Annotated in this window: 14 protein-coding genes; 12 read left to right on the top strand and 2 right to left on the bottom strand. The window is 56.6% G+C overall.

Annotated features, from left to right (window positions below):
• Window positions 1-46 precede the first annotated feature (46 nt).
• Window positions 47-994: a FecR domain-containing protein gene (locus RMV17_RS29775; RefSeq protein WP_311884557.1), complete on the bottom strand. Its 948-nt coding sequence runs from the start codon at window positions 992-994 to the stop codon at window positions 47-49.
• Window positions 994-1,500, bottom strand: coding sequence for a sigma-70 family RNA polymerase sigma factor (locus RMV17_RS29770; protein WP_311884555.1), 507 nt, complete (start codon window positions 1,498-1,500; stop codon window positions 994-996). Before RMV17_RS29770 ends, RMV17_RS29775 begins: the two co-directional genes overlap by 1 nt.
• Window positions 1,501-2,071: 571 nt before the next feature.
• Here RMV17_RS29770 and mnmG point away from each other — a divergent pair.
• The 12 genes from mnmG to atpD all read left to right on the top strand — a co-directional run bounded on the left by mnmG (window position 2,072) and on the right by atpD (window position 13,105).
• The gene (gene mnmG / locus RMV17_RS29765) at window positions 2,072-3,970 is read left to right on the top strand and encodes a tRNA uridine-5-carboxymethylaminomethyl(34) synthesis enzyme MnmG (protein WP_016984066.1); all 1,899 of its coding nucleotides are present in this window, start codon (window positions 2,072-2,074) and stop codon (window positions 3,968-3,970) included.
• The gene (rsmG, locus tag RMV17_RS29760; RefSeq protein ID WP_007911906.1) at window positions 3,967-4,611 is read left to right on the top strand and encodes a 16S rRNA (guanine(527)-N(7))-methyltransferase RsmG; all 645 of its coding nucleotides are present in this window, start codon (window positions 3,967-3,969) and stop codon (window positions 4,609-4,611) included. The genes mnmG and rsmG overlap by 4 nt, the downstream gene beginning before the upstream one ends.
• Before the next feature lie 18 nt (window positions 4,612-4,629).
• The gene (locus tag RMV17_RS29755; RefSeq protein ID WP_007911909.1) at window positions 4,630-5,427 is read left to right on the top strand and encodes a ParA family protein; all 798 of its coding nucleotides are present in this window, start codon (window positions 4,630-4,632) and stop codon (window positions 5,425-5,427) included.
• Between the two features lie 9 nt (window positions 5,428-5,436).
• A complete protein-coding gene (locus tag RMV17_RS29750; RefSeq protein ID WP_034152184.1) occupies window positions 5,437-6,309 on the top strand; it encodes a ParB/RepB/Spo0J family partition protein in 873 nt (290 codons plus the stop codon).
• Window positions 6,310-6,457: 148 nt separating this feature from the next.
• The gene (locus RMV17_RS29745) at window positions 6,458-6,865 is read left to right on the top strand and encodes a F0F1 ATP synthase subunit I (RefSeq protein ID WP_311884551.1); all 408 of its coding nucleotides are present in this window, start codon (window positions 6,458-6,460) and stop codon (window positions 6,863-6,865) included.
• Between the two features lie 16 nt (window positions 6,866-6,881).
• On the top strand, window positions 6,882-7,751 hold the full coding sequence (gene atpB / locus RMV17_RS29740) for a F0F1 ATP synthase subunit A (protein ID WP_034152183.1): 870 nt from the start codon (window positions 6,882-6,884) through the stop codon (window positions 7,749-7,751).
• A gap of 133 nt (window positions 7,752-7,884) precedes the next feature.
• The gene (gene atpE, locus RMV17_RS29735) at window positions 7,885-8,142 is read left to right on the top strand and encodes a F0F1 ATP synthase subunit C (RefSeq protein ID WP_003097235.1); all 258 of its coding nucleotides are present in this window, start codon (window positions 7,885-7,887) and stop codon (window positions 8,140-8,142) included.
• Window positions 8,143-8,201: 59 nt separating this feature from the next.
• A complete protein-coding gene (locus RMV17_RS29730) occupies window positions 8,202-8,672 on the top strand; it encodes a F0F1 ATP synthase subunit B (RefSeq protein ID WP_003229781.1) in 471 nt (156 codons plus the stop codon).
• Window positions 8,673-8,684: 12 nt separating this feature from the next.
• Window positions 8,685-9,221, top strand: a complete 537-nt coding sequence (locus RMV17_RS29725) for a F0F1 ATP synthase subunit delta (RefSeq protein WP_007911956.1) — start codon at window positions 8,685-8,687, stop codon at window positions 9,219-9,221.
• Window positions 9,222-9,242: 21 nt separating this feature from the next.
• Entirely contained in the window at window positions 9,243-10,787 is a 1,545-nt protein-coding gene (gene atpA / locus RMV17_RS29720; protein ID WP_016984064.1) for a F0F1 ATP synthase subunit alpha, read from the top strand.
• A gap of 50 nt (window positions 10,788-10,837) precedes the next feature.
• Window positions 10,838-11,698, top strand: a complete 861-nt coding sequence (atpG, locus tag RMV17_RS29715; protein ID WP_008084419.1) for a F0F1 ATP synthase subunit gamma — start codon at window positions 10,838-10,840, stop codon at window positions 11,696-11,698.
• Between the two features lie 27 nt (window positions 11,699-11,725).
• Complete coding sequence (atpD, locus tag RMV17_RS29710; RefSeq protein WP_007911961.1) at window positions 11,726-13,105, top strand: F0F1 ATP synthase subunit beta; 1,380 nt, start codon at window positions 11,726-11,728, stop codon at window positions 13,103-13,105.
• The last annotated feature ends 11 nt before the right edge of the window (window positions 13,106-13,116 follow it).

Genomic DNA, 13,116 nt, shown 5'->3' with positions numbered 1-13,116 from the left:
AAAGATAACCCTGTTGTCGATTTATTTTCCCCAAGTGAAATTTCGTTCAAGCGTTGTGGCTGATCGAGACCCAGTAACGGGTGAAATAACGCACGTTGATCGGCAGCGACGCCTGAAGATTGGCGAGTACAGCGTCGGTTGAATTGAGGCGGAATGTCCCGGAAACCCGCAGATTCCGAGCACGCGTATCGCAGTGCAAAACCCCGCTGCGATAACGGCCCAATTCTTCGATGACATCGCCCAAACGTGCATCGAGTACGATCAACTGGCCGTTGATCCACGCCACTTCCGAGGATTTGAAGGGATGAATGAGCCCGATGTGCTGACGATCAAAATCCGCGCCTTCGCCTGCCTGCAGAATTCTTGCGGTCGTTGATGCATCAGCGGGCTGAACGCTGACTCGATCTTCCAGCACCCCAACCCGGGTCGAGCCCGATAACTGGTGAACGGAGAATCGGGTACCCAGCGCTTGAATCCGGCCATCACGGGTTTCGACGAAAAAGGGCCGCTGATCGCCCAGCTTGCCGGTTTGAATCAGGATCTCGCCGGAGCGCAGGCGAATCAGCCGTTGTGCCGTGTCGAAAGAAACATCAATAGCGGTGTCGGTGTTGAGTTGAATCTGACTGCCATCGGTCAATGTAAGGTTGCGACGCTGACCGACAGGGGTTTTATAGTCCGCCCAGACATTCCCCACAGATGTGTGTTGCTGAACATTCCAGCCAACGAACCCTGTCCCCGCAGCAAGCAGCAACATCTTCAGCACCTGTCGTCGTTGCTGTCCGGTGTGCAGCGCGCGACGTTTGAGATCCTGCGGCAGGGTGCCGAGGTGGCGCTGCAATTGTTCCATCTGATGCCACGCCGCCAGATGCGCCGGGTCGCTATCTATCCACAGCTGCCAAGCCTTTTGTTCAGCGAGTGTTGGTGGATCCGCCTGAAACTGTACGTACCAACTGGCGGCCGCTTCGAAAACCTGGCGATTGGGGGCGATGGCCATCAACGCTGCGCCATGATCAGGGCACATTCCGTCAGGGCGCGGATCATGTGTTTCTTCACCGTGGTCAATGAAACCTTCAACTTCAGGGCGATCTGTTGATAAGTCAGGCCGTCGATCTGCGAGAGCATGAAGATCTGTTGGCTTCTGGCACCGAGCCCCGCCAAGGCTTTATCCACAGCGACCAGGGTTTCGATGATCAGCGCCTTGTCTTCCTCGCTGATGGCGGTGGCTTCCAGCCGAGCTGCCAGGGTCTGCAAATAAGCGGCTTCGATAGCCTGCCTGCGATAACGATCAATGACGAGGCCGCGCGCGATGGTCGCCAGATAATCCCGTGGCTCGCGAATCTGTGTGGCATTTCGGGCCGCCAGAATCCGCACAAACGTGTCATGCGCTACATCGGCCGCATCGCAGGCGTCATGCAATTTGCCCTTGAGCCATCCATATAGCCACGAATGGTGTTGCTCGTAGATTTGCTCGATCGCAGCGTTATGGGCGGGTAAGGACATGGGAAGAACTGGCAAGTTAATGATAATGGCTATTATTAGCCTCTGTTACGTTCTCTCACAATAGCCCTTTCACTTCCCTCCATCGGCTTCCTCATCGTCACCGGATCATCGGTGGCGCTTTTTTTCGCGTCCTGAAAAAACCATTTGGTCGATTTTCTGTGGATTAAGCCCTGTGAATAACTGCCACTAAGGGCAGTTGATAACAGGGCCTGAAAACTGGACATAACCCCGTCTGTGGATAACCACCCCTTTCATCCACAGGCTTAAACCGGTTATCCAAGGGCCTTATTGGCACATGAGCACAGGGTTTTAAAACTCTGTACATATTGAATATAAAGGCTTGTAGAGATCTATCCACAGAAACGCTGCTCAGTAAGAATAAACATAAAAACAAAGGTTTTATAAATTTCTCTCTTTTTTATTCTTTTAACCTCGAGTTCTCCACAGCTGGTTAAATTTTGTGCAAAGGGTTCTTTAGGAAGGGCGAAGTCCCTATACTTGTCGACCAGGTCCAGAAACCTGATCTCAAACTATTCCTGAATTACCTACTTAAGCAGGCACGAGGTGCGTGGTGGATTTCCCTTCCCGTTTTGAAGTGATCGTCATCGGCGGCGGTCATGCCGGTACCGAGGCAGCACTGGCCTCAGCACGTATGGGGGCAAAAACCCTGTTGCTGACGCATAACGTGGAAACCCTCGGTGCCATGAGTTGCAACCCGGCCATCGGTGGCATTGGCAAAAGCCATCTGGTCAAGGAAATCGATGCCCTCGGCGGCGCGATGGCCACGGCTACCGATTTGGGTGGCATCCAGTTTCGCGTGTTGAACAGCCGCAAAGGCCCAGCCGTACGGGCGACCCGTGCGCAAGCCGACCGGATTCTGTACAAAGCTGCTGTCCGCGAAATTCTGGAAAATCAGCCGAACCTGTGGATATTTCAACAAGCCGCTGACGACCTGATCGTCGAGCAGGAACAAGTCCGTGGTGTTGTCACGCAAATGGGTCTGCGCTTTTTCGCCGATTCCGTGGTGTTGACCACCGGTACGTTCCTCGGCGGACTTATCCACATCGGTTTGCAGAATTTTTCCGGCGGTCGCGCCGGTGATCCGCCGTCGATTGCCCTGGCTCACCGTTTGCGTGAACTGCCACTGCGTGTCGGTCGCCTGAAAACCGGTACACCGCCGCGTATTGATGGCAAGTCTGTGGATTTCTCGGTGATGACCGAGCAGCCGGGCGATACGCCGATCCCGGTGATGTCGTTCATGGGCAACAAGGAACAGCATCCACGCCAGGTCAGTTGCTGGATTACTCACACCAACGCCCGCACTCACGAAATCATCGCGGCGAACCTCGATCGTTCGCCGATGTATTCCGCTGCCGGTGAAATCGAAGGCATCGGCCCGCGCTATTGCCCGTCGATCGAAGACAAGATCCACCGCTTTGCCGACAAGGAAAGCCATCAGGTGTTTATCGAACCGGAAGGTTTGACTACCCATGAGCTGTACCCGAACGGGATATCCACCAGCTTGCCGTTCGACGTGCAATTGCAGATCGTGCAATCGATCCGCGGCATGGAAAACGCGCACATCGTGCGTCCGGGTTATGCGATCGAGTACGACTACTTCGATCCGCGCGACCTGAAGTACAGCCTCGAGACCAAAGTCATCGGCGGTCTGTTCTTCGCCGGGCAAATCAACGGCACCACCGGTTACGAAGAAGCTGGCGCCCAAGGTTTGCTCGCTGGTGCCAACGCCGCATTGCGCGCCAAGGGCAAAGAAGCCTGGTGTCCGCGTCGCGATGAAGCGTACATCGGCGTGTTGGTCGACGACCTGATCACGCTCGGTACCCAAGAGCCGTACCGCATGTTCACTTCCCGTGCCGAGTACCGCCTGATTCTGCGTGAGGACAACGCCGACCTGCGTCTGACCGAAAAAGGTCGCGAACTCGGCCTGGTCGATGACGCCCGTTGGGCAGCCTTCTGCAAGAAGCGCGAAAGCATCGAACTCGAAGAGCAGCGCCTGAAAAGCACTTGGGTTCGTCCGAATACGCAGCAGGGCGATGCGATTGCCGAGAAATTCGGCACGCCGCTGACCCACGAATACAACTTGCTCAACCTCTTGAGCCGTCCGGAAATCGACTACGCTGGTCTGGTCGAAGTGACCGGCAATGGCGCCGAAGATCCACAGGTCGCCGAGCAGGTTGAAATCAAGACCAAATACGCCGGTTACATTGATCGTCAACAGGACGAAATCGCCCGTCTGCGCGCCAGTGAAGACACGAAATTGCCTGTGGATATCGATTACACCAACATTTCCGGTCTCTCCAAGGAGATCCAGAGCAAGCTCGGCGCGACTCGACCAGAGACGCTCGGCCAGGCTTCGCGGATCCCGGGAGTGACCCCGGCAGCGATTTCGCTGTTGATGATTCATTTGAAAAAACGCGGCGCGGGCCGTCAGTTGGAGCAAAGCGCTTGAGTTCTAAGGTCACTTCGCAACACGCCGAAGAGTTATCCACAGGAGCCCGCGAGCTCGGTGTCAATCTCACTGAAACCCAGCACGAATTGCTGCTGGGTTATCTGGCCCTGTTGATCAAATGGAACCAGGCCTACAACCTGACTGCGGTGCGCGATCCGGACGAAATGGTTTCGCGGCACTTGCTCGATAGTCTCAGCGTCATGTCGTTCATCGAAAACGGTCGCTGGCTCGACGTCGGCAGTGGCGGCGGCATGCCGGGGATCCCGTTGGCGATCCTGTATCCGGATTCGCAAGTGACCTGCCTGGACAGCAACGGCAAGAAAACCCGCTTCCTGACCCAGGTCAAACTCGAACTCAAACTGGATAACCTGCAAGTTATCCACAGTCGTGTCGAAGCCTTCCAGCCTGCTCAACCGTTCAACGGGATCATTTCCCGGGCGTTCAGCAGCATGGAAAACTTCACCAACTGGACTCGCCACTTAGGCGACGCCGATACACGCTGGCTGGCAATGAAGGGCGTTCATCCGGCCGATGAGCTGGTAGCATTGCCGGCAGACTTCAAACTCGATAGCGAACACGCCCTGGCCGTACCCGGTTGCCAAGGCCAACGCCATCTGCTGATACTGCGCCGCACGGCATGATTGGGAACACAAGCAAGAATGGCTAAGGTATTCGCGATAGCGAACCAGAAGGGTGGTGTGGGCAAGACCACCACCTGCATCAACCTCGCAGCATCCCTGGTCGCGACCAAGCGCCGGGTGCTGTTGATCGATCTCGATCCACAGGGCAACGCCACCATGGGTAGCGGTGTGGATAAACACGGCCTGGAAAACTCGGTCTACGACCTGCTGATCGGCGAATGCGATCTGGCCCAGGCCATGCACTATTCCGAGCACGGCGGTTATCAACTGCTGCCGGCCAACCGCGATCTGACGGCGGCTGAAGTGGTGCTGCTGGAAATGCAGATGAAGGAAAGCCGTCTGCGCAGCGCGCTGGCGCCGATCCGTGAAAACTACGATTACATTCTGATCGACTGCCCGCCGTCGCTGTCGATGCTCACGCTGAACGCCTTGGTCGCCGCTGATGGGGTCATTATCCCCATGCAGTGCGAATACTTTGCGCTCGAAGGTCTCAGCGACCTTGTGGATAACATCAAGCGCATCGCTGAACTGCTCAATCCGAACCTGAAAGTCGAAGGCCTGCTGCGGACCATGTACGACCCGCGCCTGAGCCTGATGAACGACGTTTCGGCGCAGCTCAAGGAACACTTCGGCGAGCAGCTTTACGACACGGTGATCCCGCGCAACATCCGTCTGGCCGAAGCGCCGAGCTACGGCATGCCGGCGCTGGCCTACGACAAGCAATCGCGTGGCGCCCTGGCTTATCTGGCCCTGGCCGGCGAGATGGTTCGTCGTCAGCGCAAAAATTCACGCATCGCCGCCGCTCAGGCAACTTAAGGAATCCCCATGGCCGTCAAGAAACGAGGTCTCGGACGTGGACTGGATGCACTGCTGAGTGGTCCGACCGTCAGCGCGCTGGAAGAACAAGCCGCGCAGGCTGACACCCGTGAATTGCAACACCTGCCGCTTGATCTGCTGCAGCGTGGCAAATACCAGCCGCGCCGGGACATGGATCCGCAGGCGCTGGAAGAACTGGCGGCCTCGATCAAAGCGCAAGGCGTGATGCAGCCGATCGTGGTGCGCCCGATTGGCGGTGGCCGCTTTGAAATCATCGCCGGTGAACGCCGCTGGCGCGCGAGCCAGCAAGCCGGGCAGGAAACCATCCCGGCAATGGTTCGCGATGTGCCGGATGAAACCGCGATTGCCATCGCGCTGATCGAGAACATCCAGCGTGAAGACCTCAACCCGATCGAAGAAGCAGTGGCCCTGCAGCGTTTGCAGCAGGAATTCCAGCTGACTCAGCAGCAAGTTGCCGAGGCTGTGGGTAAGTCCCGCGTCACTGTGGCTAACCTGTTGCGGCTTATTGCACTGCCGGAAGTCATCAAGACCATGTTGTCCCACGGCGACCTGGAAATGGGTCATGCCCGTGCTTTGCTCGGTCTGCCGGACAATCAGCAGGTGGAAGGGGCGCGACATGTTGTCGCACGCGGGCTCACCGTGCGCCAAACTGAAGCACTGGTTCGCCAGTGGTTGAGTGGTAAACCGGAGCCTGTGGAAGCGACCAAACCCGACCCGGATATCGCCCGTCTCGAACAGCGTCTGGCCGAGCGCCTAGGCTCTGCGGTGCAGATTCGCCACGGCAAGAAGGGAAAGGGGCAGTTGGTGATCGGTTATAACTCCCTCGATGAGCTTCAAGGTGTGCTCGCACACATCCGCTGAAACATTTCCTCATGTAGCGCGCAGTCGGAAATCACTACCTGACAGTTGAATAGGGGCAGAACCGCCCCTATACTCTGCGCGCATTTTGTCGGCACAAATTATGCCAAGTTATTGAATTCTGGCAGCCGACCATTGGAGAGCAATAGTGATGGAAACCAGCAAGCCAAACCGCCTGCCGTTCCATCGCCTGGCGGTTTTTCCGGTGTTAATGGCTCAATTTGTCATTTTGCTCATTGCCGCTTTGGCGCTCTGGCAATGGCACGGAGTCGTTGCCGGATACTCGGGACTTTGCGGAGGCCTGATAGCCTTGCTGCCCAATGTTTATTTCGCTCACAAGGCATTTCGGTTTTCCGGCGCCCGAGCAGCCCAGTCCATCGTCCGGTCTTTTTATGCCGGCGAGGCAGGCAAACTGATTTTGACGGCAGTGCTCTTTGCACTGGTGTTTGCAGGTGTGAAGCCACTGGCGCCGATAGCTGTATTCGGCGCGTTCGTGCTGACTCAGTCGGTCAGCTGGTTCGCTCCCCTGCTGATGAGAACAAGACTTTCGAGACCTTAGGGCGTTTGAGGCAACCATGGCAGAAACAACCGCTTCGGGCTATATCCAGCACCACTTGCAGAACCTGACCTTCGGTCAGCTACCTAACGGCGGCTGGGGCTTTGCCCATACCGCAGCAGAAGCCAAAGAAATGGGCTTCTGGGCTTTCCACGTCGATACTCTCGGCTGGTCGGTCGCGTTGGGTCTGATCTTCGTACTTCTTTTCCGCATGGCGGCAAAGAAAGCGACTTCGGGTCAGCCGGGTGCTTTGCAGAACTTCGTTGAAGTATTGGTCGAATTCGTCGATGGCAGCGTGAAAGACAGCTTCCATGGCCGTAGCCCGGTGATTGCACCGCTGGCACTGACCATCTTCGTCTGGGTGTTCCTGATGAACGCCGTCGACCTGGTACCGGTCGACTGGATTCCTCAACTGGCCATCCTGATCACCGGCGACCACCACATCCCGTTCCGTGCCGTGTCGACTACCGACCCGAACGCGACCCTGGGCATGGCGTTCTCGGTTTTCGCACTGATCATTTTCTATAGCATCAAGGTCAAGGGCCTCGGCGGCTTCATCGGCGAGCTGACCCTGCACCCGTTCGGCAGCAAGAACATCTTCGTTCAAGCCCTGCTGATCCCGGTGAACTTCCTGCTGGAATTCGTGACCCTGATCGCCAAACCGATCTCTCTGGCTCTGCGTCTGTTCGGCAACATGTATGCCGGCGAGCTGGTGTTCATTCTGATCGCTGTGATGTTCGGCAGCGGTCTGCTCTGGCTGAGCGGCCTGGGCGTTGTTCTGCAGTGGGCGTGGGCTGTGTTCCACATCCTGATCATCACCCTGCAGGCGTTCATCTTCATGATGCTGACCATCGTCTACCTGTCGATGGCGCACGAAGAAAACCATTAAGGCCAGTCTCGACTAGTCTGATGTCCTTCCCGGTCAAACGGGAAGGGGCTCTTCACAGGGCACCTGAAACGATTTGTTTTACCGCTTTAATCTAAAAAACCTAAACCATACGACGTAAAAGTCGGGAGGAAAGATGGAAACTGTAGTTGGTCTAACCGCTATCGCTGTTGCACTGTTGATCGGCCTGGGCGCACTGGGTACCGCAATTGGTTTCGGCCTGCTGGGCGGCAAGTTCCTGGAAGGCGCAGCGCGTCAGCCAGAAATGGTTCCAATGCTGCAAGTTAAAATGTTCATCGTTGCCGGTCTGCTCGACGCCGTAACCATGATCGGTGTTGGTATCGCTCTGTTCTTCACCTTTGCGAACCCGTTCGTTGGTCAGATCGCTGGCTAATTACCCGGATTCTTCCGAGTAATTTGATGTGATGGACAACGTAACTGCGAGGTGTTGGCGTGAACATTAATGCGACCCTGATTGGCCAGTCCGTTGCGTTCCTGATTTTTGTACTGTTCTGCATGAAGTATGTATGGCCTCCGGTCATCGCTGCTCTGCACGAACGTCAAAAGAAGATCGCTGATGGTCTGGACGCTGCCAGCCGTGCAGCTCGCGACCTGGAGTTGGCCCAAGAGAAAGCGGGTCAGCAACTGCGCGAAGCGAAAGCTCAGGCAGCTGAAATCATCGAGCAAGCCAAGAAACGCGGTAACCAGATTGTCGAAGAGGCCGTTGAAAAGGCCCGTGTCGACGCTGACCGTGTGAAGGTTCAGGCTCAAGCCGAGATCGAACAGGAACTGAACAGTGTCAAAGACAAGCTGCGCGCCCAAGTGGGTTTGCTGGCTGTCGGCGGCGCCGAGAAGATCCTGGGTGCCACAATCGATCAAAACGCGCACGCAGAGCTGGTTAACCAACTGGCTGCTGAAATCTAAGCGAGGGCGATCATGGCAGAACTGACCACGTTGGCCCGACCTTACGCTAAGGCGGCCTTCGAGCACGCTCAGGCCCACCAGCAACTGGCCAATTGGTCAGCCATGCTCGGCCTGGCTGCAGCGGTGTCACAAGATGACACCATGCAGCGCGTGCTCAAGGCCCCGCGACTGACGAGCGCAGAAAAGGCCGCCACGTTTATTGACGTGTGCGGCGACAAGTTTGATGCCAAGGCACAGAACTTCATCAATGTCGTTGCCGAAAACGACCGTCTCCCGCTTTTGCCGGAGATTGCCGCTCTTTTCGACCTGTACAAGGCCGAACAAGAGAAATCGGTAGACGTTGAAGTGACCAGTGCTTTTGCATTGAACCAAGAACAGCAAGACAAACTCGCCAAGGTTCTCAGTGCACGACTCAACCGGGAAGTGCGCCTGCAAGTTGCGGAGGATGCTGCCCTTATAGGTGGTGTCGTTATCCGCGCCGGCGACCTGGTTATCGATGGCTCGATTCGCGGCAAAATCGCGAAACTTGCCGAAGCATTGAAATCTTGAGTTTGAAGGGGCAGCAGAGCAATGCAGCAACTCAATCCTTCCGAAATAAGTGAAATTATCAAGGGCCGCATCGACAAACTCGATGTGACCTCCCAAGCCCGTAACGAAGGCACTGTCGTCAGCGTATCTGACGGCATCGTGCGGATTCACGGTCTGGCCGACGTCATGTACGGCGAGATGATCGAGTTTCCGGGCGGCGTCTACGGTATGGCCCTCAACCTGGAGCAAGACTCCGTAGGTGCCGTTGTACTGGGCGCTTATCAGTCTCTGGCTGAAGGCATGAGCGCCAAGTGCACCGGCCGCATCCTCGAAGTTCCGGTTGGTAAGGAACTGCTGGGTCGCGTAGTCGACGCACTGGGTAACCCTGTTGACGGCAAAGGTCCACTGGGCAACACCGAGACCGACGCGGTCGAGAAAGTTGCTCCGGGCGTGATCTGGCGTAAGTCGGTAGACCAGCCTGTACAGACTGGCTACAAGGCTGTCGATGCCATGATCCCTGTCGGCCGTGGCCAGCGTGAGCTGATCATCGGTGACCGTCAGATCGGTAAAACCGCTCTGGCGATCGACGCGATCATCAACCAGAAAGACAGCGGCATTTTCTGCGTCTACGTAGCTATTGGTCAGAAACAATCGACCATCGCCAACGTGGTTCGCAAGCTGGAAGAAAACGGCGCCCTGGCCAACACGATCATCGTGGCTGCCAGTGCTTCGGAATCTCCTGCGCTGCAATTCCTGGCACCGTACTCCGGTTGCACCATGGGTGAATTCTTCCGCGACCGCGGTGAAGACGCACTGATCGTTTATGACGATCTGTCCAAGCAAGCAGTGGCTTACCGCCAGATTTCCCTGCTGCTGCGCCGTCCACCAGGCCGTGAAGCTTACCCAGGCGACGTGTTCTATCTCCACTCCCGTCTGCTGGAGCGCGCATCCCGCGTTTCGGAAGAATACGTAGAGAAGTTCACCAACGGCGCAGTGACCGGCAAAACCGGTTCCCTGACCGCACTCCCGATCATCGAAACCCAGGCTGGCGACGTTTCCGCGTTCGTTCCGACCAACGTGATTTCCATCACCGACGGTCAGATCTTCCTGGAATCGGCCATGTTCAACTCGGGCATCCGCCCTGCAGTGAACGCCGGTGTTTCGGTATCCCGTGTGGGTGGTGCCGCTCAGACCAAGATCATCAAGAAGCTCTCCGGTGGTATCCGTACCGCTCTGGCTCAGTACCGTGAACTGGCGGCATTCGCCCAGTTCGCTTCTGACCTGGACGAAGCGACCCGTAAGCAACTTGAGCATGGTCAGCGCGTTACCGAGCTGATGAAGCAGAAGCAATACGCACCAATGTCGATCGCTGACATGGCGCTGTCGCTGTATGCCGCTGAGCGTGGGTTCCTGACTGACATTGAAATCGCCAAGATCGGCAGCTTCGAACAAGCGCTGATTGCTTTCTTCAACCGCGATCACGCCGATTTGATGGCCAAGATCAACGTTAAAGGTGACTTCAATGACGAAATCGACGCTGGCATGAAAGCCGGTATCGAGAAGTTCAAGGCCACCCAAACCTGGTAAGCCGCAGCGGGAGCCGCGAGGCTCCCGCTTGCTAACCTGATAGGTGTTACATGGCAGGCGCAAAAGAGATTCGCAGTAAGATTGCGAGCATCAAAAGCACGCAAAAGATTACCAGCGCCATGGAAAAAGTGGCGGTCAGCAAAATGCGCAAGGCACAAATGCGCATGGCTGCTAGCCGTCCTTATGCGGAGCGTATCCGCCAGGTTATTGGGCATCTGGCCAACGCCAACCCGGAATACCGCCACCCGTTCATGATCGACCGCGCTATCAAGCGCGTTGGTTATGTTGTGGTGAGCAGTGACCGTGGTCTGTGCGGCGGCTTGAATACCAACCTGTTCAAGGCCCTGGTCAAGGACATGGCGGTAAACCGCGAAAACGGCGTCGAGATTGATCTGTGTGTCGTTGGTAGCAAGGGTGCGGCCTTTTTCCGCAACTTCGGCGGTAACGTCGTTGCAGCTATCAGCCACCTGGGTGAAGAGCCGTCGATCAATGACTTGATCGGCAGCGTCAAGGTGATGCTGGATGCCTACCTGGACGGCCGTATTGACCGCCTGTCCGTGGTGTCCAACAAGTTCATCAACACCATGACGCAACAGCCTACCGTGGAGCAGTTGATTCCACTGGTGGCGACCCCGGATCAGGATCTCAAGCACCACTGGGACTACCTCTACGAACCGGATGCCAAAGAGCTGCTTGACGGCTTGATGGTCCGCTACGTTGAGTCGCAGGTCTACCAGGCGGTGGTCGAGAACAACGCGGCTGAACAAGCTGCGCGGATGATCGCGATGAAGAACGCTACCGACAACGCCGGTGATTTGATCAGCGATTTGCAGCTGATCTACAACAAGGCGCGTCAGGCTGCGATCACCCAAGAGATCTCGGAAATCGTCGGCGGCGCTGCCGCGGTTTAACGGTTCAAATATTCAGAGGATCCAGCTATGAGTAGCGGACGTATCGTTCAAATCATCGGCGCCGTTATCGACGTGGAATTTCCACGCGACAGCGTACCGAGCATCTACAACGCGCTGAAAGTAGTGAGCGCGGCTGAAACCACCCTGGAAGTTCAGCAGCAGCTGGGCGACGGCGTGGTTCGCACCATTGCGATGGGTTCCACCGAAGGCTTGAAGCGCGGTCTGGAAGTTACCGACTCTGGCGCAGCCATCTCCGTACCGGTCGGTAAAGCGACCCTGGGCCGGATCATGGACGTCCTCGGTAACCCGATCGACGAAGCTGGCCCGATCGACACCGAAGAGCGTTGGGGCATTCACCGTCCAGCGCCTTCGTTCGCTGAACAGGCAGGCGGCAACGACCTGCTGGAAACCGGCATCAAGGTTATCGACCTGGTTTGCCCGTTTGCCAAAGGCGGTAAAGTCGGTCTGTTCGGTGGTGCCGGTGTAGGCAAAACCGTAAACATGATGGAACTGATCCGTAACATCGCCATCGAGCACAGCGGTTATTCCGTGTTCGCCGGTGTGGGTGAGCGTACTCGTGAGGGTAACGACTTCTACCACGAGATGAAGGATTCCAACGTTCTGGACAAAGTGGCACTGGTTTACGGTCAGATGAACGAGCCGCCGGGTAACCGTCTGCGCGTAGCACTGACCGGCCTGACCATGGCCGAGAAGTTCCGTGACGAAGGTAACGACGTTCTGCTGTTTGTCGACAACATCTATCGTTACACCCTGGCCGGTACTGAAGTATCCGCACTGCTGGGCCGTATGCCTTCGGCAGTAGGTTACCAGCCGACCCTGGCTGAAGAGATGGGCGTTCTGCAAGAACGTATCACTTCGACCAAGGAAGGTTCGATCACTTCGATCCAAGCGGTATACGTACCTGCGGATGACTTGACCGATCCGTCGCCAGCGACCACCTTCGCCCACTTGGACGCCACCGTCGTTCTGTCCCGTGACATCGCCTCCCTGGGTATCTACCCAGCGGTAGATCCACTGGATTCGACTTCGCGCCAGCTGGACCCGAACGTAATCGGCCAGGACCACTACGACACCGCTCGCGGCGTTCAGTACGTTCTGCAACGTTACAAAGAGCTGAAGGACATCATCGCGATCCTGGGTATGGACGAGCTGTCGGAAGCCGACAAGCAGTTGGTAAACCGTGCTCGTAAGATCCAGCGCTTCTTGTCGCAGCCGTTCTTCGTGGCTGAAGTCTTCACCGGTGCTTCGGGTAAATACGTTTCCCTGAAAGACACCATTGCTGGCTTCAAAGGCATCCTCAACGGTGACTACGACCACCTGCCAGAACAAGCGTTCTACATGGTTGGCGGCATCGAAGAAGCGATCGAGAAAGCCAAGAAACTGTAATCCCGGCGCCC

It is taken from the genome of Pseudomonas sp. VD-NE ins, from assembly GCF_031882575.1.
In the GTDB taxonomy this organism is placed as follows: domain Bacteria; phylum Pseudomonadota; class Gammaproteobacteria; order Pseudomonadales; family Pseudomonadaceae; genus Aquipseudomonas; species Aquipseudomonas fluorescens_BZ.
The sequence above is the reverse complement of the archived record's forward strand: the minus strand, read 5'-3'. Positions and strand labels throughout refer to the sequence as shown.